The organism is Lysinibacillus sp. COL-1 (genome assembly GCF_059814265.1).
Window position 1 is genome coordinate 208,186 of record NZ_JCAWSJ010000003.1, and the last position, 19,318, is coordinate 227,503.

Below are 19,318 nucleotides of genomic sequence, written 5' to 3' on the forward strand. Positions count from 1 at the left end.
AAAAGAGTAGTGAATACCTTCACTTTTTTATGGATTGGAGTGGAAGGCTACTTGACTCCCGTGGGATAGCGAGACAGGCGAGCCTCTAAACGGAGTGGTAGCGGAGGAAGCGGCTCGGCGCTCGCCCACAGGAAAGCAAGTAGCCTGCAACGGAGATCCTTTTTCACCTTTCACATAAATTCTATGGATGGTTTTGTTTTTCAACACTATGGGATGCTTGGTCAACAAGCATCCTTTTTTCTTTAGCTGCGTTAATAAAAGGTAAAGGAGGGGTGATTTGTGAAAAAATGGGTAATTGGAGGAAGTGTACTTCTAGTAAGCATTGGAATGGTTCTTTATATTTGGTTGGGAAAACAAATAGAGCAGGGTGTTGAACCAAGTGCAAAAGGCTCTGCTGACTATATGATTATACTAGGGGCAAAAGTAAAGGCGGGTGGTGTACCATCACTTTCATTAAAGAGTAGATTAGAGGTGGCAGTTCCATACTTAACAAAATACCCTCATGTTAAGGTCATTGTGTCAGGGGGGCAAGGACCTGATGAAGATCAAACAGAGGCATCTGTTATGCAAGAATATTTAGAACAGAACGGTATCGAGGCTACAAGGATTATCGTCGAGGACAAGTCTACGTCCACTTATGAAAATTTAGTATTTTCCAAAGAATTATTACCGAAAGATACAAAGAAAATCACCATCGTTTCAAATGACTTTCATTTGAAACGCGCTAAGTATTTAGCAGAAACTTTAGATTTCGAAGTGGATGTCGTCGCAGCCGAAACACCAAAGTCAGTAGAAGCTAAACTAAGATTGAGAGAAAGAGCCGCTTTATTAAAAACGTATATTGTTGGCTATTAAAGTACTTTCATTGAGGCGTAATCATTTCTAGTGCTTTCTCGTAAAAAACACCACTACAAAAATAGATAATTGTTTCTTAATAGGTTCCATTTGGCATATAATAGAAATATCACGGGGTATAGGACAGAAAGAGGGGACTTCAATGACAACGTTTAAAGATTATCAGTATAGCCGTCCAAATGTGGCAGCGATGAAAGAACAGCAATTAGCACTTATCGAGCAATTTAAACATGCACAATCAATAGATGAGCAAAGTGGTGTAATTGAGAAGCTAAATGCCATCAGTAATGACTTTGCGACAATGGCTAACTTAGTATACATTCGCGCTTCAATCGATACGAATGATGAATTTTATCAAGCAGAACGCGATTATTTCGATGAAGTAGGCCCAGAGCTAGAAGAAGTAACGACTGAATATTATAAAGCATTAATTGATTCACCATTCCGTGAGCAATTAGAAGAGAAGTGGGGTCAACAATTATTTGACCTTGCAAGCTATCAAATTAAGGGTTTTTCACCAGCAGTTATTGATTTAATGCAAAAAGAAAACAAGCTTGTTTCTGAGTATAATAAGCTTGTAGCTTCTGCACAAATTGACTTTAATGGGGAGACATTAACACTTGCTCAGCTTGGTCCGTTTGCAGAATCAACTGATCGAGAAACACGTAAGGCAGCAACTGATGCCCGTTTCGGTTTCTTTGCGAAGCATGAAGATGATTTCGATCGTTTATATGATGAGCTTGTAAAAGTACGTCATGAAATTGCGATTAAACTAGGCTATAACAACTATGTTGAGCTAGGATATGTTCGTATGAATCGTATTGATTATAATGCGGAAATGGTTCAAAAATTCCGTGATCAGGTTCGTGATTTAATTGTACCTGTGGCAACGAAGCTATATGAGCGTCAGGCAAAGCGTATTGGAATTGAAGATTTTAAATTCTATGATGAAGCATTCAACTTCTTATCAGGTAATGCTGCTCCAAAAGGAGATCCAGAGTGGATCGTGGCGAATGGTAAGAAAATGTATGAGGAATTATCACCTGAAACAGGAGAATTCTTCAATTTCATGATTGACCATGACTTAATGGACCTAGTAGCGAAGAAAGGGAAAGAGAGTGGTGGTTATTGTACATTTATTGAAAACTATCATTCTCCATTTATTTTCTCGAATTTTAACGGTACGTCAGGTGATATCGATGTATTAACACATGAAGCAGGACATGCCTTCCAAGTTTATTCAAGCCGTAACATTGGCATTCCAGAGTATCTATGGCCGACCTATGAATCTTGTGAAATTCACTCGATGAGTATGGAATTCTTCACATGGCCTTGGATGGAGTTGTTCTTTAAAGAGGATACAGAGAAATATAAATTTACGCATTTAAGTAGTGGTCTTTTATTCTTACCATATGGTGTTGCAGTAGATGAGTTCCAACATGTTATTTATGAAAATCCAACAATGACGCCGGCTGAACGTAAAGCAGCATGGAAAAAAATTGAGGAAACATATTTACCACACCGCGACTATGATCATAACAGCTACCTAGAGGCTGGAGGCATATGGCAACGTCAGGGCCATATTTATGCAAGTCCATTTTATTATATTGATTACACGTTAGCCCAAATTTGTGCATTCCAGTTCTGGAAACGCTCACGTGAAGAATTTGAATCGGCTTGGAAAGACTATATTCATCTATGTGGCTTAGGTGGTTCTATGTCCTTTACAAAGCTGGTAAAAGAGGCAGGTTTAATTTCACCATTTGAAGATGGCTGTGTTGAATCGGTTATCGGGGAAATTGAGGAATACTTAAATTCAGTAGACGATTCTTCACTATAATTGATTACGTAAATTCGCTACACTTCCATGCTAAGCGTTGTGGAAGTGAGCGAATTTTTTAGTTTGTCAAAGTTGATTTTTCAAGCAAATTCGAAAAATCTGGACGCATGGCTTAGCTGTGCGCATGTAGCAATGTCGTCCAGTAGTATCATTGATTTTGTTTAAAAATACTAGGATACTTGCGAAATGGGTAATATATCAGTAGTATTTTCAGTAACTGTGAAAAAAGGAAGTGAATAAAAGTGACGAGGAAAGTTTGGTTTCAAGTAGGTGTAGGGATATTAATTACACTACTAATCATTAAATATTTTATAGAGATTCATTGGATTTTTTCACCATTAGTCATCATATTAAAAGCTATTTTTGTCCCTTTACTACTTGGCGGTGTCCTCTATTATGTGACAGAACCGATCCAGAGATTTTTAGAAAAACGTAGATTTCCTAGATGGGGAAGTATTTTGACGATTGTATTTGGGCTAATAGCCATTGTAGGGATTTTTGGTTGGATTATTGGTAATCCGATTGCTGAGCAGATCAATAAATTAGTGAAGAATGCCCCTATGATTAGTACGAGCATTAGCACAAGCATTCAGCAACTAACAGACTATGTAACGCAAAATAAAGATAACTTCCCACAGCAATTAAATGATGTTATTGAAAAAATGGCGAATTCAGTACAAGATGTTGCAGTAGTGGCGAGTAAAGGATTTATGTCTTTTTTACAATCCATAGTGTCCGTATCGTTATTAGCTATATTAATTCCGTTTTTCTTTATTTTTATGCTGAAGGATCATGAGAAATTTGCACCATCCATCTATAAGTATTTCAGTGGTGAACGTCAGCAATGGGTAAAGAAAACGTTAAGTGAAATTGATGATGTATTACGTACTTATATTCAGGGCCAACTGCAAATTAGTTTTTTATTAGCACTTATTATGTATGTCGGCTATTTAATTATTGGATTAGACTATTCGTTGCTGCTAGTAATCTTCGCGTTCTTTATGAACATGATTCCATTTATCGGACCTTGGATCGCCTTTGCGCCAGCGCTGATCGTAGCAGTTATTCAGGATCCTATTTTAGTTGTGTGGGTATCCGTTGTGACGCTTGTTGCTCAGCAAATTGATAGCAACTTTATCACACCTAATGTTATGGGGAAATCCCTTGATATCCATCCACTAACCGTGATTACAATTATTCTAGCAGCAGGTAATATAGCAGGTTTTATTGGAATTATTATCGCTGTACCATTTTATGCAGTATTAAAGGTTATCGTATCCAATATTTATGATCAACGTAATGCGATTAAGAAAAAAGCGACGAAGTCAGTATAGGAGTCGAAACAATGGAACGAGAAATTGTAAAGGTATTTAATGAGCAGCATGAGCAAATAGGGACAGCTACGAGAGCAGAAGTACATGAAAAAGGGCTTTGGCATGAGACTTTTCATTGCTGGCTTGTCAATGAAGACTATATTTATTTTCAAATACGTAGCTCACAGAAAAAGGATTATCCAGGCTTACTCGATATTACAGCAGCAGGACATCTTTTAGCGATTGAGACTGTGGAGTCAGGTATCAGAGAAGTAAAAGAAGAATTAGGGCTCCAGATAGATGTCCATGAAGTTGTCAAAATGGGCATGACCTCTTGTAGTATCGTTTCCGAAAATATGATTGACAATGAATTTTGCCATGTCTACATATACCCTTTCGAGCACGATTGGGATTCCTTTGATTTACAGTACGAGGAAGTATCAGGTGTAGTGAGAGCAAGGCTAAATGAGGCTGAGGCTTTCTTCTTGGGAGAAACAACAACACTTAATATTGAAGGGTACGAGTATTTCCCTGATGGTCAACGAGTGAAAATTGTCAGACCAGTTGGCACCACGCAATTTGTTCCTTATCGAGAATTGTATGTAGCACAAGTGATAAAATTTACACGCGAAAAGATATTTAATCAAACATCATAAGAGGGAAAGTAGGACAAGCTATCAATGTAAGCTTGTCCTACTTTTTGGGCAAAAATGATTTAGAAACTACACGATATAACAGTAAAAAATACGTTATACTGTAAGATAGATTGTAAAGAAAAGGAGCATTTTTAATATGCTAACATTTGAACAAAAACAAGCGATTATTGAATCGTTTTCTGGACTAACAAAAAAGGAGATTTCATTAAAACGCTTAAATTATCACTATATGGATAGTCTTTATGAAAAGACAATTGTAGTGGAAAAGCTTCACCCAAATGGCAATGGCTTTGTCTTTGTTGGGGATTTATTACGCTATGAGCAAGAGGCTACTGATAAAGGATTAGTGAATATCCGTGATTACGATGAGCAACAGCTACGTGAGATTATTGAGGATTCTATTCAGTATTTATCAGAAGAAGTAGAAGAGCAGGAGCCGATTGTAGAGATTTGGCATAGCCGAGATGGTGTGAAATTACAGCTAGCGTTTGAGCAACGTTCTTGGAATGTGTATCATGGAGAAAATCTTGAAGAGGCATTTGGTACGTATGACGCGGCAAAGGAATATTTACTAGAAGAAGGCTTTCGTACAAAGAAATAAACATACGGGGGATCATCATAAATGAACGGAAAAAAATTAGTGGGAATTGTAATTGTTGTTTTAATCGTGGCATGTTTATTTTCAGTTTTTACCATTACTAATTTTTATAAAAACCATGAGGAACAGCCGAATCGAGAAAATCGAGAAATTAATAAGTCAAAGAGCTTGAATTTAATTTTGCCACAGGCTACAATTATCTCGAATTCAAGATAATCGAGAGGTGATTGTTAGTGCAACACATTTTTTATAAAGGTACAGATGAAACAAAACCGACGTTGCTATTGTTACATGGCACGGGTGGTAATGAAGAAAGTTTAATTGGGTTGGCAAAAGAAATAGATGAAACAGCCAATATTTTAAGTGTACGTGGAAATGTTCTTGAGCATGGGATGCCGCGATTTTTCCGTCGATTAGCAGAAGGTGTCTTTGATATAGAGGATTTAATCTTTCGAACTAAAGAGCTTCATGACTTTTTACAGGAGGCGGCACAGCAATATGGCTTTGATCGCCAACGAATTGTAGCGATTGGCTATTCAAATGGCGCTAATATTGCAGCAAGCTTATTATTCCACTATGCTGATGCATTAGTAGGAGCTATTTTACATCATCCAATGGTACCAAGACGTGGAATAGAATTACCTCAACTTTCTTCTACGCCTGTTTTTATCGGTGCTGGAACGAATGATCCGATGTGTACAGCACAGGAGTCTGAGGATTTAGAAGCGCTTTTAACGTCTTCAGGTGCAATGGTCACGACAGCTTGGTTTAATTTTGGTCATCAGCTAACAATGCCGGAAGTACAAGCAGCAAAAGAATGGTATAACAGTATCTATGTTTAATTGAAAAATCCGCCTCTTTTCCTAAAGGAGGCGGATTTTAATGATTTTATTTACTTTTCTTTGAAAAAGGTAGCCACCAGTTCCAATCACCAAATAATTTCATGAGACTTGGCACAAGCATAAGACGAATAATCGTCGCATCAATAGCAACGGCAATGGCTATACCAACACCAATTTGTTTTACAGGCATCACGTCTGTGAAGGCAAATGCCCCTGTAATAACAATCATAATAAGCGCTGCCGATGTAATAATACGGCTAGTGGATGTTAACCCATCAATTGTTGCGTGTGTATTATCTGCCCCTTTTAAATATTCTTCTTGGATACGAGAGATTAAGAAGACTTCGTAGTCCATACTTAAGCCGAACACCAGACAGAAAACAATGACTGGAATAATTAGTACAATCGGACCTGCTTCAATACCAAAATGTCCATATTGGAAAATATAAACGAGTATACCGAACGCAGATGAAAGCCCAATAATGTTCATAATAATCGCTTTTAACGGTATTAAAATCGAACGGAATGCCAGCATTAAAATAAAGAATGTGGAAACGATGATAATGGCTATAGCCAAAACTATTTTATTCGCAATTTCATCAAAAATCTCTTGGTTGAATTTAGCGGGTCCTCCAAGCGCGAAATCTACACCTAAATCTTGATCCATCCAAGATCGGGCAAATTTTTGAGCAGTAGTGGAAGAGCCCGCTGCATCGATGGTAATAGGGATAAATAATTGAGTATCTTTTGAAAAAGTATTCATTACAGACTTTAACTGTTCCGCAATCTGTGGAATTGCTAAAGAAGTAGAAAGCTCCTCAGGTGTTTGAATGTTAGCAGCTGTATAGACTGTTGAAACATTTGTTACTAGGGAGTCCTTTAATAGCTTTTCTTGAATAGCATAAATGAGCTCTCTTCCTTCAGCATCCTCCCAGCCTTCTTTTCGTTCAGCTAATAAATATAACGTAGATGATTCACCCAGTCCAAACGTTTCATCTAATTTATCATATGCTGCACGTGCATCATATTTAGTTGGCAAGGAGTCAACCTGTGGAATCGTTAGTTGTATGTCCTTTAATGGGAGCATACCAATGCCAAGTAATAATAAAGCAGAGATTACAATGGCTATTGGATGTTTCATGACAAAGCCTGCAAAGCCACGCCAACGATTGGCACCACCTGGTTTAATGCGTATTAGACGCCATTTATTGAGTTTATCTCCTAATAGCATCATAGTGGCAGGGAGTAGTGTCAAGCCAGAAAGAACGGCTAACAGGACGACTATGGTACCTCCTAGAGCGATATTGTGAAAAATCTCTACATCAATAACGATCATAGCGCCTAAGCCTATCATGACACAAACGGCAGAGAAAATGATGGAACGCCCTGCTGTTTGTATAGCAGTTTGAATAGCTTGGACTATAGAGGTGTGCGCACGCTCTTCTCGGTAACGATTAATAAACAACAATGCAAAATCAATGCTTAAAGCAAGCCCGAGCATTGGGACAATATTTAAGACGAAAATGGATAGATTCACACTACCACTAAGGAGCGTCATTATACCGAACGCAGTAACAACTGTTACAACACCAATGATGATTGGCAAAATAGAAGCAATCACTGTACCAAAAGCCAATAAGAGAACAACGATGGCAATGGGTAACCCAATGGCTTCAGCGGAAGCTAAATCTTTTTGACTGGCTGTATTAATGTCAGCAGAAATAACGGGTCCTCCCGTAATGCTAACGCCGTCTTCTTCAATTAATGATCGAACATTTTCTACAATGTCAGAAAGATTCTCCACATCATTTTTTAAATGAACCATTGCATAGGCAATGTCATCTTTACGTAAAGAGGAGTCTTCTAAAGGTGATTGGATTGAATGTATGTCTTTTATGCTATCTAGTTTTTTTAAAGTGTCTTTCATTTGTTGATCTTCAGCTGGATCAAAGACAATTAAAATCGTATCAGATGGTAGATCAAAGTTTTCTGCTAGCTCATTTGTCACATAGGTATGGTCGGCTTCAACAAAAAAGCCATCACCCTGAAGTTTACCTGGAAGCTGTAGAGCAAAATAAGCCATTGCTAGAAAAATAATAAGCCATATCGCTACGATTGCTTTTGCATGTGCTGTAATAAATGCCGAAAAAGTTTTCATGGTTGTTAATGCATCCCCCTTTTCAAATAGTGTAAAGGATGTGTCACATTTTGTCGTGTGACAAAGTAAAGATATTGGACAGGAGTCTTTCATAGTGTTGAAAAACAAAACCATCCATAGAATTTATGTGAAAGGTGAAAAAGGATTTCCGTTGCAGGCTACTTGCTTTCCTGTGGGCGAGCGCCGAGCCGCTTCCTCTGCTACCGCTCCGTTTAGAGGCTCGCCTGTCTCGCTATTCCCACGGGAGTCAAGTAGCCTTCCACTCCAATCCATAAAAAAGTGAAGGTATTCACTACTCTTTTATGGAGGGGTGTTGTCACACATCACTTCTCCAAATTGAAAGTAAGAGGCTATCCTCTCTTATACTATAAATAATGGGCTATTTTGTTCAGGAAAAGACACTTTGCAGAATGGTTGATTGGAGTGGAGCCAGTGTCACTCCTAGGGGATCTAGCGTCACAGAGGAGACCCTGGAGCGAACGCTGGCGGAACGGAAATCAACCCCTCGCCTTACAAAATTGCTTATTATGCCGTTGACATTACCTTTTTTCAACAACATGAAAGACTCCTGTCCATCTATTGGACAGGAGCCTTTTATTAAAAGAATAATGATAAGAGGAAATAAATAACAGATGCCATAACGGCTGAAATTGGCATTGTAATAATCCAAGTAGTGACAATCTTGCGGGCCATACCCCAGTTTACACCACGTACACGCTGTGCAGAACCAACACCCATTATAGATGAAGAAATAACATGTGTGGTTGATACTGGTAAGTGGACTAACGTAGCCCCAAAAATGACAGTAGCGGAAGCTAAATCTGCTGCTACCCCGTTAACAGGGCGGATTTTCATAATTTTACCGCCAACGGTTTTGATGATTTTATAACCACCTATCGATGTACCTAGACCCATTGCTGCTGCTGCTGCTGCACGCACCCAGAACGGTATTTCATCTCCTGTATGCAAACCACCAGCAATTAACGCCATTGTCATAATCCCCATTGCTTTTTGTGCATCGTTTGTCCCGTGGGTAAATGATTGAATGGCCGCCGTGAAAATTTGCATAGTACGGAAACCTTTATTTGTTCGATATAAGTTTAAATTTTTAAACCATATTTTAAATAGCGTCATCATAATAAAACCTGCGCAAATAGCAAGTATTGGAGAAAAAACTAACGCCATAATAATTTTAGTAAAGCCACCATAGTTTAGTACATTAAAGCCAGCAGAAGCGATAGCAGCGCCGGCAATAGAGCCAATCAATGTGTGAGAAGAACTAGATGGAATACCAAAATACCATGTCAATAAATTCCAAATTATAGCTGAAATTAATGCAGCTAAAATAACGACTGAACCGGTTGTGTCACCTTCAAAAGCATTTAAAGAGAAAGGGTCTACAATATCTTTTGTTAGAGCTTTTGCAACCCCTACAAAGGTAATAGCACCGATAAAGTTCATGGTTGCTGCCATGATGATTGCTACTCGAGGTGGCAATGCTCTAGTGGAAACCGAAGTTGCGATAGCATTTGCTGTATCATGGAAGCCATTGATAAAGTCAAATGTAAGGGCAAAGATGACGACCAGTACGGTTAGTATAATGATTGTGTTCATTGTAAAGTGCCCATCTCCTAATTATGCGTTGCGCATGATAATTGTTTCCATAGTATTTGCTACGTTTTGACAATGATCAGCGATATCTTCAAGTTGTTCATATATATCTTTAAATTTAATGAGGCGAATTGGATCTTTTTCATTTAAAAATAATTTCTTAATGGAAGAACGCTGTACCTCATCACATTCACGTTCATAGTCTTTAATAAGAATTGCGTGTGGACGCATGCCAATTAGATTCTTTTTCTTTAACTCTTCAGTCGCTTTAACAATTTCATCAGCACTTTTAGAAATAAACCCTAAGAACGTACGCATGGATTCATCGATTTCTGTCAGGGAAAACATTTCAAAGTGTGCAATACAGTGTTCTGTTCCATCTAAAATATCATCCATACGAATGGCAAACTCTAAAATATCCTCACGTTCAATAGGTGTCATAAATGATTTGTTTAGCATTACGATCAGTTCATGAATGAGCTTATCGCCAGCAGTTTCGTAATTTTTCATTGTAATGCTAATCTCTTTTAGGTCAGCTACACTGTTAATACGAAAATCATTTGCGTAATGTACAGCCTCTCTCATATTTTCAGCAATTTTATGCAATGCAATAAAGAAAGGGTCTTGTTTTTTTGAGTTAAGCATGTAAATCGAATCCTCCTGGATGTAAATAAAATTAATCGACCTCTAAACTTTATTATCATAACAAAATCTTTAATTTATCTACATAAAAACTTTATATTCGACATGAAAATTTACATTCCTGTAATATTTATTTCGTTCACAAAATGAAAGGGGAACAAACTGTATTTATTTTTATAGATACAGGAAAAGTCTTTATTTAATAAGGAATTATCTTATAGTTTTTTCTGTTTGGTACAGATTTCAACGGAAAATAGGATGAATAACAAGAGAAATAGCATGATGAATTGTAAAGCTAATGTAAATACGTTTGTACTATGAGGAAGTCTTCTTATTCTTAAGAATTTCTTCATTTTTATCCTTCCTCTTTATTAAGAATTGTTTTCTACAATGGGAAATGAATGAGAAAGGAGCGTTTATAAACAAATGATTCAAGTTGAAAACTTACAACATACATTTTTAATTGGTAAAAGAGGGAAGGAAAAACAGGTTCCAGTATTGAAAGGTGTGAACTTTGAAGTTAATAAAGGAGAGATTGTTGCCATTGTAGGAAAAAGTGGCTCTGGCAAATCGACCTTATTACAAGTTCTTGCTGGTTTTATGAAAGCTGAACAGGGGTCTATTAAAGTAAATGGTAAGGAAACAGCCCATCTGACTGAAACAGAAAGTGCTGCTTTTCGCTTACGTCAATTTGGCTTTATTTTTCAAAACTTTCAGTTGATGCCGGGTTTAACGGCTTTCGAAAATATTGAATTACCTTTAAAACTACAGGGCTTACGTAAGGCTGTACGGAAAGAAAGGGTAAAGAAATTAATGGACAAAGTTGGTCTGACAGAAGTGGCAGATCATTATCCTAATGAATTATCTGGTGGACAACAACAGCGTGTCAGTATTGCGCGTGCCCTTATCACAAATCCTCCGATATTGCTTGCTGATGAGCCTACAGGAAGTCTTGATTCAGAAACCGAGCAAGATATTTTATTGCTTATCCAGAGCCTAAACCGTGAGCTAGGGCTAACCTTTGTCATTATTACGCATGATGAAGAAGTGGCCACGATAGCACATAGACGTTTTCGCATGTATGATGGCGAACTTGTAAAGGAGGAGGCTTAACATGTTATTTAAAGATCAACTAGATTTTGTAACACAACATATTAAGAAAAATAAGCTGCGCGTGTTTATGACGATATTAGCTGCAACGATGGGCTGTGCTTTTCTGATTGTGCTAGCATCCGTTGGTTTTGGATTACAGGAATCTTTACGCAATGAAATTCTTTCGAATGAAACAGTTACGAAAATTCAAGTATATGGCGATAAGCAATTGACAGAAGAGCAAGTACAAGAAATTAAAAATTTGAACCATGTAGAAACGGTGCTTGAAACGATAAGTGTGAATGCTTCTGCACATTCCTTTTTAGGTGATCGTGATACAACCTCTAATTTAATTTTGTCGGATATGCAGGACTTTGAGCAGGTGAACGGCAAGCTTGCAAAAGGACACTATCCAACAAAGCCAAATGAAATTGTTGTAGGCTATCATTTTGGTCAAACATTATTGAATGCGGCAGAACGCAATATTATTGAAGAAAAGAGTAAAAAGGCTGAAGCAGAAGGAACATACTATGATGGTAGTGAAGAAGGCTATAAAGAATCATTAATTGGAAAAAATATAGAGCTTTCCTTAGTGCCTCATACTGGCACAAATGATGAAACGCAAAAAATGGCCTATACAATTGTTGGTGTGATGGAGAAGCCTTCTTATGATTGGATGGTTGATAACGCCATTCACATGGATAAAGCACAAAAGTCAGTGTTAGCTGAAAATATACCTGCCAATAGTGATATCAAAGAAGATGAGCTATTTTACTCAGAATTTAATATTTATGCGGATACTTTAGAAAATGTAAAGCCGATTTTGGAGAAGTTAAAGGGTAAAGGCTATAGTGTCTATTCAGTGACCGAACAATTAGATCAAATGAATGTATTTTTCCTTGTACTAAAAATTGGCTTAATCTTTGTAGGGACGATTGCGGTGCTGATTGCTTCTATTGGTATTTTTAATACAATGACAATGGCTGTCACAGAGCGTACACGTGAAATCGGTGTGTTAAAGGCGATTGGTGCAAGTCCGAAGCTTATTCAACGATTATTCTTAATGGAGAGCACGTTTATTGGTATTTTTGGAACGTTTATTGCGGTTGTTATTTCGTATGCCATCAGCTTTGCGGCTAACGCAGCATTACCATTGATTCTTAAGGCAGCGACAGGAGAGGAGGCTTTTGCAACAAATGATATAATATTCTCTCTTATACCATGGCAATTAGTCATTATTGCAGCCGCCATTAGTATCGGAGTAGCGATGATTTCAGGCTATCGTCCAGCACGCAAAGCGACTAAAATAGATGTGATTCAAGCTTTACGACAAGAGCTATAATAAAAGGCGGTCCATTTCAAAGATGGATCGCCTTTCTATTAGGGAAGGAGTACCCCGTAGATTATAAATAATCTTTTAACTCTTTAGCTAAAAATGGTGTGGCATTGAGCAATTTTAAGAAGGCATCATAGCTGGCGCGTTGCTCTTCACTAGGTTTTTTACCTGTTTGATATGCTCGGATTAAAATGTTTTTAGGGGTATTTTCCATATCAATAAACTCTAAAAGCTGTGCCTCATAGCCAACCAAGGATAATATTTCAGCACGAATAGCATCTGTGGCTAGTGCTGCAAAACGTTCTCGAACAAGACCGTGTTGCAACATAATATCAAGAGCTGGCGTATTTAATTGACGATTTAACTCATGCTGACAACAAGGGACACTTAATATTACACTGGCCCCCCATTTCACAGCACGAGCTAGTGCCATGTCTGTCGCAACATCACATGCATGTAGTGTTACCACCATGTCCACAGCAGATTCATCATTATAATCATTAATATCTCCTACAAGAAATTCGAGCTGGTCATAGCCTAGATCCTGTGCGATTCTTGAACATTCTTCAATAACCTCTTTTTTTAAATCTAAACCAGTAACACGAATGTCTAAGCCCTTTTCGATTTTTAAATAATGATACAAAGCGAAGGTTAAGTAAGATTTACCCGAACCAAAATCTAAAATACGCACTTGTCGATCCTGAGGTAAGTAAGTTAAAGCATCATCAATAAATTCAATGAAACGATTAATTTGCTTAAACTTATCGTATTTTTGTTTCTTTACTTTCCCTTCCTCTGTTTGTACCCCAAGCCGAATTAAAAATGGATAGGGCTGGTCATCAGATAGTAAATAATTTTTTTTTCGATTATGGGCTAAATTGACTTGTTTAGGGGAGGTCGCTTTATCAGATTTCCAAAGGACCTTATTCTTTTTGGATAATTGCACATGTACTTTTTCATCTACAAAATCGATATGTGCTTGACGATAATCCTCAAAAATGGCTTCAAGCTTGTAAGGGAAATCGGCCACTTCAATATTTTCATGTTTTAAAATGCGTTCATATTGGTATTCAATTTGTATATGATAATGATTTTTTAACATTAATGGCTTTAATTTTATACGTTTGATTTCGTTCGATTTCATGCGTGGTTGACTGATTGTAGCAGTCACAAGCTGTTGCTGTAAAATTTGCTCAATGAGCAGAGCTTTCATTTCTTCAAATGTCATACATTTTCGCCTACTTTATTGTGTAATAGATGGCACTAGTTTAACACATTTTATAATAGACAATGGCTACTTTGACATTCGGAAAAATTTTAATAAAAATTCTGAGTATTTATAGGTGGAATTGTATATTCATGGTATCTTAAATATAGTAATTCTTTTTGAATTGGAGATACTAAAGAGGAAAAAAGGAGGAGAAAATATGTCAGATAACATGTATCAATTATTAGCAATTATTATTTACATGGTCGCCATGCTAGCAATAGGTTGGTATGCATTTGTGAAAACATCCAATTTAACAGACTATATGCTTGGCGGTCGTTCCTTAGGTCCAGCGGTTACTGCGCTAAGTGCAGGTGCTGCGGATATGTCTGGCTGGCTCCTTATGGGCTTACCAGGTGCGATATTTTTATCAGGTCTTGTGGAAGCTTGGATTGCGATTGGACTTACAATAGGGGCTTATTTAAACTGGCTGCTTGTTGCACCACGTTTACGGGTTTACACACAGGTTACGAATGATTCCATTACCATTCCAAGTTATTTGGATAATCGATTACGTGATAATACTAAGCTTATTAGGATTGCTTCAGGTATTATCATCCTATTATTTTTCACGTTTTATGTATCGTCAGGAATGGTAGCAGGAGGCAAGTTTTTCGAGAGTTCATTTGGTTATGATTATCACACAGGATTATTAATCGTTTCAGGCGTAACAGTTGCCTATACCCTATTCGGTGGGTTTTTAGCGGTTAGTTATACAGATTTTTTACAAGGGCTTATTATGTTTTTAGCACTTATTATGGTACCGTTATTCGGGCTATTTGTAACAGGTGGGATAGGAGATACAATTACCTCTATTAAAGCGGTTAGTCCAGATCTTCTAAATTTATTACCAGCCACTGCGACAGCGGCAGGAATTATTTCTTCAGTTGCTTGGGGATTAGGTTATTTTGGACAGCCACATATCATTGTTCGCTTTATGGCAATTAGCTCTGTGAAAGAAACAAAGCAGGCTCGACGTATTGGTATTGGCTGGATGATGTTAAGTTTATTCGGTGCTATTGGGACAGCTTTGGTAGGGGTAGCCTATTATGAGCAAAACGCTGGTGAGCTGAAAGACGCTGAAACAGTATTTATTGTCCTAGGACAAGTTTTATTCCATCCATTTATAGCCGGTATTATGCTGGCGGCTATTTTAGCAGCTGTTATGAGTACCATTTCCTCACAGCTTATTGTGACTTCCTCAGCGCTTGTAGAGGATATTTATAAAGCTTTATTTAATAAAACAGCAGATGATAAACATTATGTGTTTGTTGGGCGTATGGCTGTATTAGTTGTTGCAATTATTGCAGCAATCCTAGGGTGGAATCCAGATAGTTCCATTTTAAGCTTAGTTGGCTTTGCTTGGGCAGGATTTGGTGCAGCGTTTGGACCTATTATTTTACTCTCTTTATATTGGAGAAAGCTCACGAATTATGGGGCACTTAGCGGAATGATAACAGGGGCTGCAACTGCGTTTGTTTGGGGTAAAGTGGATGTTTTATCAAGTGCTCTATATGAAATTGTTCCTGGCTTCTTTGTTTGTTTAATTGTTGCGATTGTTGTCAGTATGCTGACATATAGACCAAATAAAGAAATTGAAGAAGAGTTCACTCGCTCAGAGACAATACTAAAAGAAGAAAGAAAATAGTTAAAATGCGCCTTTTCTTAAGAGGCGCATTTTTTAGAAAAATAGCTGAATATCAAGAGATACGAAAAAGAGTTATATATGGTAAAATGAAGAAAATTTGTCGTAGAGACACCAAGCTTTGGTGGGAGGTTTCTAATGGATAGAATTAAGGAAGTCGATGTATTACTTGAAAAGGCCATATTAGTTGGCGTAAATTTACGAAATGATGAGCATTTTGATTATTCTATGGAAGAGCTAAAAAATTTAGCAGAGGCCTTGCATGTGGAAGTAGTAGGCGTTGTCACGCAAAATTTGGAGCGTGTTACACCGTCTCATTATGTGGGGACAGGTAAAATAGAAGAAATCAAAAATTTTTATGAAGAAGCGCAAGCAAATCTTGTTATTTTTAATGATGAATTGTCGCCTTCTCAAATTCGTAATTTAGAGCGTGATTTAGCAACGAAGGTTATTGATCGAACAATGCTTATTTTAGATATTTTTGGAAGACGGGCAAAAACACGAGAAGCACAAATGCAGGTGGAATTAGCTCAGTTACAATACATGCTACCTCGCTTAGTGGGCTTACATGCCTCTCTAAGTCGTCAGGGCGGTGGTACTGGAGGCGGCTTTAAAAACCGTGGTGCTGGTGAAACGAAGCTTGAATTGGATCGACGAAAAATTGAAGATCAAATTGCTAAAATTAAAAAGGATCTTGAGCACGTTAAAGAGCAACGAGAAACACAACGTAAACAGCGTCGAAAAAATGCACTCCCAGTTGTATCAATCGTCGGCTATACAAATGCGGGTAAATCAACCATTATGAATCAGTTGCTTGCCCAAATAGGGCAAGAAGAACATAAACAGGTTTTTGAAAAGGATATGCTTTTTGCTACACTTGAAACTTCAGTTCGTCAAATTGAACTACCCGATAAAAAGACATTTTTACTGACAGATACAGTTGGTTTTGTTAGTAAATTACCCCACCATTTAGTAAAAGCGTTCCGATCCACATTAGAAGAAGCGCGAGATGCTGATCTTTTACTCCATGTTGTTGATGTTTCAAATGCAGAGCATGGATTTATGATGGATGTGACAAATGAAACGCTGAAGGCGGTTGGAGTAGAAGACATTCCAACAATCTATGTTTACAATAAGGCTGATATAGCAGATGTTCCTTACCCTGTAGTCAGCGGTGATAATATGTGGATTTCAGCAAAACAAGGGATCGGTTTAGAGGAATTAATACAATTGATTCGTCAGCATATCTTCTCTCATTATGTGACGTGTGACATGTTAATTCCTTATGACCAAGGCAACGTTGTTTCTTATTTAAATGAATATGCCTCTGTTTTTAATACAGCCTATGAAGAGGGCGGTACATTATTATCGCTTGAAGTAAAGGCAGCAGATTATGCCAAGTACCAACAATATGTTGTCAATTAAAAAAATGTAGATCACCCAAAGCATGCCAAAGGATTTTTGGCATGCTTTTTGCGATTAGTGGGAATAGTAGAATCTAGAACTACATGACAGGACTTCGTAAATTTTATAGACAAAATAGTGTGAATTTGTATAATAAGTAAAAAATCCGAATGTTAAATATTTTAGAATAATTTAAAGCTTTTATGTCAGTTTTCTGAAAACAAAGAATGAGAAAACTTAGATATATCAAAGGATTTAATATTTTGTGCTATAACCAATCAGAATTTATAGAAAAATGACAAATTTTCAACATTTTTTAAAACTCTTGCTAAAGATAATAAAACGCTTTAGTATGATGAAACAAAGTTTTTTTATCCTTAAATTAGGGTAGTAATGTTTTTGGAGAATAATTTTTATTTGGGAGAGGGTATTGTATGTCTAGTAAAGATGAAGTTGTAAAATCTGTCCCTCAAAATGGCTTTGTTGGACACCCTAAAGGGCTCTTTACTTTGTTTTTCACGGAATTTTGGGAACGTTTCTCGTATTATGGAATGCGAGCAATTCTCATCTTCTTTATGTATTATGAATTGAATGAGGGTGGCTTAGGTCTAGACCGCGGAACAGCGAACTCTATTATGGCCATCTATGGCTCACTTGTTTATATGTCTGGTATTATAGGTGGCTGGATTGCCGACCGAGTTTTAGGAACACGTAGAACCATTTTTTATGGTGGCGTGTTAATTATGATCGGTCACTTACTGCTAGCATTGCCTGGCGGAGTGACTATGTTATTTGCTTCAATGGCATTTATCGTCATGGGTACAGGTTTATTAAAGCCAAACGTTTCAAGTATTGTTGGGGACATTTATGCTGAAACAGATAGCCGCCGTGATGCAGGTTTTTCTATTTTCTATATGGGTATTAATATGGGGGCATTCATTGCGCCATTTATTGTCGGAACAATTGGACAAAAATATAGCTTCCATCTAGGCTTTGGTTTAGCTGGTCTTGGAATGTTTGTTGGTTTAATTGTTTACAAATTAACAGAGAAAAAGTATTTAGGCTTAGCAGGATTACAAGTTAATAATCCATTAAAGCCTGAAGAACGTAAAAAAGTCTTTACACAATTCGGAATTGTAGCCTTACTTATCATCATTTTAGGTGCTATTGGTATTAAAACGGGTACATTAACAATGAATGTATTCAGTTTTATTATTACGGCACTAGGTGTATTAATTCCAACTGTGTTCTTCATTTATATGTATCGCAGTGAAAAAACTACGAAAGATGAGAAGTCTCGCCTACTTGCTTATATTCCATTATTTTTATCAGCGGTAATGTTCTGGGCTATACAAGAACAAGGGGCAACAATTTTAGCTACGTATGCAGATGAGCGTACTCAGTTAAGTATTGGAGGCATTCAGCTTCAATCTTCATGGTTCCAGTCGTTGAATCCTTTATTTGTCATAACATTGGCACCATTATTTGCGATGCTATGGCTTAAATGGGGGGACAAGCAACCAACTACACCACGTAAGTTTTCATATGCATTGTTTTTTGCAGGTCTCTCATTCTTAGTAATGATGATTCCAGCATACTTATCTGGTGGGGAAACGTTAGTAAGCCCTTTATGGCTAGTCCTGTCATTCTTCCTAGTAGTGGTTGGTGAGTTATTATTATCACCAGTTGGTCTATCTGCTACAACAAAGTTGGCACCGCAAGCCTTTGCAGCACAAACTATGTCATTATGGTTTTTAACAAGTGCCGCAGCACAAGCAATTAATGCGCAATTAGTAAAGGTTTATGAAGTTGTAAGCGAATTCACATACTTCGGCTTCTTAGGTTCATTATCTATTGTGGTCGGAATTATTATATTAGTACTTTCACCGATTATTTCAAAAGCGATGAAGGGTATTAATTAAAAGAAAGATGCAAGTACAGTTTGATTAGTAACTGTACTTGCATCTTTTTTTGCTATCTAAATAAAAGTCTATCTAAGAAATTTAGAGTGAAATATATTATCGTAAGTAGTTAATTTATTGAATGTGGGTATAAGTTT

The 19,318-nt window shown here is 37.3% G+C and carries 16 protein-coding genes; 12 read left to right on the plus strand and 4 right to left on the minus strand.

Going from position 1 to position 19,318, the window contains the following annotated elements; all coding sequences use genetic code 11:
- The first annotated feature begins 279 nt into the window (after positions 1 to 279).
- From AC6BKE_RS05425 to AC6BKE_RS05455, 7 genes are all read left to right on the plus strand, one after another.
- Entirely contained in the window at positions 280 to 855 is a 576-nt protein-coding gene (locus tag AC6BKE_RS05425; protein WP_483869263.1) for a YdcF family protein, read from the plus strand.
- Positions 856 to 997: 142 nt separating this feature from the next.
- Positions 998 to 2,695, plus strand: coding sequence for a M3 family oligoendopeptidase (locus AC6BKE_RS05430; protein WP_036128477.1), 1,698 nt, complete (start codon positions 998 to 1,000; stop codon positions 2,693 to 2,695).
- 242 nt (positions 2,696 to 2,937) lie between these two features.
- Positions 2,938 to 4,029: an AI-2E family transporter gene (locus AC6BKE_RS05435; protein ID WP_036128475.1), complete on the plus strand. Its 1,092-nt coding sequence runs from the start codon at positions 2,938 to 2,940 to the stop codon at positions 4,027 to 4,029.
- A gap of 11 nt (positions 4,030 to 4,040) precedes the next feature.
- Positions 4,041 to 4,664: an NUDIX domain-containing protein gene (locus AC6BKE_RS05440; RefSeq protein ID WP_141904263.1), complete on the plus strand. Its 624-nt coding sequence runs from the start codon at positions 4,041 to 4,043 to the stop codon at positions 4,662 to 4,664.
- A 136-nt stretch (positions 4,665 to 4,800) separates the two neighbouring features.
- On the plus strand, positions 4,801 to 5,265 hold the full coding sequence (locus AC6BKE_RS05445) for a hypothetical protein (protein WP_036128470.1): 465 nt from the start codon (positions 4,801 to 4,803) through the stop codon (positions 5,263 to 5,265).
- A gap of 21 nt (positions 5,266 to 5,286) precedes the next feature.
- Positions 5,287 to 5,478 carry a hypothetical protein gene (locus AC6BKE_RS05450; RefSeq protein WP_036128468.1) on the plus strand — a complete coding sequence of 64 codons (192 nt, stop codon included), beginning with the start codon at positions 5,287 to 5,289 and terminating at the stop codon, positions 5,476 to 5,478.
- A gap of 17 nt (positions 5,479 to 5,495) precedes the next feature.
- Positions 5,496 to 6,104 (plus strand): alpha/beta hydrolase, encoded by a 609-nt coding sequence (locus AC6BKE_RS05455; protein WP_499856121.1) that lies wholly within the window; start codon positions 5,496 to 5,498, stop codon positions 6,102 to 6,104.
- 46 nt (positions 6,105 to 6,150) lie between these two features.
- On the opposite strand, the gene AC6BKE_RS05460 is transcribed toward AC6BKE_RS05455, so the two are convergent.
- From AC6BKE_RS05460 to AC6BKE_RS05470, 3 genes are all read right to left on the minus strand, one after another.
- Positions 6,151 to 8,262 carry an MMPL family transporter gene (locus tag AC6BKE_RS05460; protein WP_036128463.1) on the minus strand — a complete coding sequence of 704 codons (2,112 nt, stop codon included), beginning with the start codon at positions 8,260 to 8,262 and terminating at the stop codon, positions 6,151 to 6,153.
- 597 nt (positions 8,263 to 8,859) lie between these two features.
- A complete protein-coding gene (locus tag AC6BKE_RS05465; RefSeq protein ID WP_058844748.1) occupies positions 8,860 to 9,876 on the minus strand; it encodes an inorganic phosphate transporter in 1,017 nt (338 codons plus the stop codon).
- Between the two features lie 21 nt (positions 9,877 to 9,897).
- Positions 9,898 to 10,518 carry a DUF47 domain-containing protein gene (locus tag AC6BKE_RS05470; RefSeq protein ID WP_036128422.1) on the minus strand — a complete coding sequence of 207 codons (621 nt, stop codon included), beginning with the start codon at positions 10,516 to 10,518 and terminating at the stop codon, positions 9,898 to 9,900.
- Positions 10,519 to 10,941: 423 nt separating this feature from the next.
- Between AC6BKE_RS05470 and AC6BKE_RS05475 the strand changes: the two genes are divergently transcribed.
- Both AC6BKE_RS05475 and AC6BKE_RS05480 read left to right on the plus strand, forming a co-directional pair.
- Positions 10,942 to 11,628 carry an ABC transporter ATP-binding protein gene (locus tag AC6BKE_RS05475; RefSeq protein ID WP_036128420.1) on the plus strand — a complete coding sequence of 229 codons (687 nt, stop codon included), beginning with the start codon at positions 10,942 to 10,944 and terminating at the stop codon, positions 11,626 to 11,628.
- A 1-nt stretch (position 11,629) separates the two neighbouring features.
- Positions 11,630 to 12,949, plus strand: a complete 1,320-nt coding sequence (locus AC6BKE_RS05480; protein WP_036128417.1) for an ABC transporter permease — start codon at positions 11,630 to 11,632, stop codon at positions 12,947 to 12,949.
- A gap of 61 nt (positions 12,950 to 13,010) precedes the next feature.
- Here AC6BKE_RS05480 and AC6BKE_RS05485 read toward each other — a convergent pair whose 3' ends face one another.
- Positions 13,011 to 14,171 (minus strand): class I SAM-dependent methyltransferase, encoded by a 1,161-nt coding sequence (locus AC6BKE_RS05485; protein WP_058844747.1) that lies wholly within the window; start codon positions 14,169 to 14,171, stop codon positions 13,011 to 13,013.
- Between the two features lie 199 nt (positions 14,172 to 14,370).
- Here AC6BKE_RS05485 and putP point away from each other — a divergent pair, with 199 nt between their 5' ends.
- From putP to AC6BKE_RS05500, 3 genes are all read left to right on the plus strand, one after another.
- Complete coding sequence (putP, locus tag AC6BKE_RS05490; RefSeq protein ID WP_249646073.1) at positions 14,371 to 15,858, plus strand: sodium/proline symporter PutP; 1,488 nt, start codon at positions 14,371 to 14,373, stop codon at positions 15,856 to 15,858.
- Between the two features lie 135 nt (positions 15,859 to 15,993).
- Complete coding sequence (hflX, locus tag AC6BKE_RS05495; RefSeq protein WP_249646074.1) at positions 15,994 to 17,280, plus strand: GTPase HflX; 1,287 nt, start codon at positions 15,994 to 15,996, stop codon at positions 17,278 to 17,280.
- Between the two features lie 413 nt (positions 17,281 to 17,693).
- On the plus strand, positions 17,694 to 19,181 hold the full coding sequence (locus AC6BKE_RS05500; RefSeq protein ID WP_036128411.1) for a peptide MFS transporter: 1,488 nt from the start codon (positions 17,694 to 17,696) through the stop codon (positions 19,179 to 19,181).
- Positions 19,182 to 19,318 lie beyond the last annotated feature (137 nt).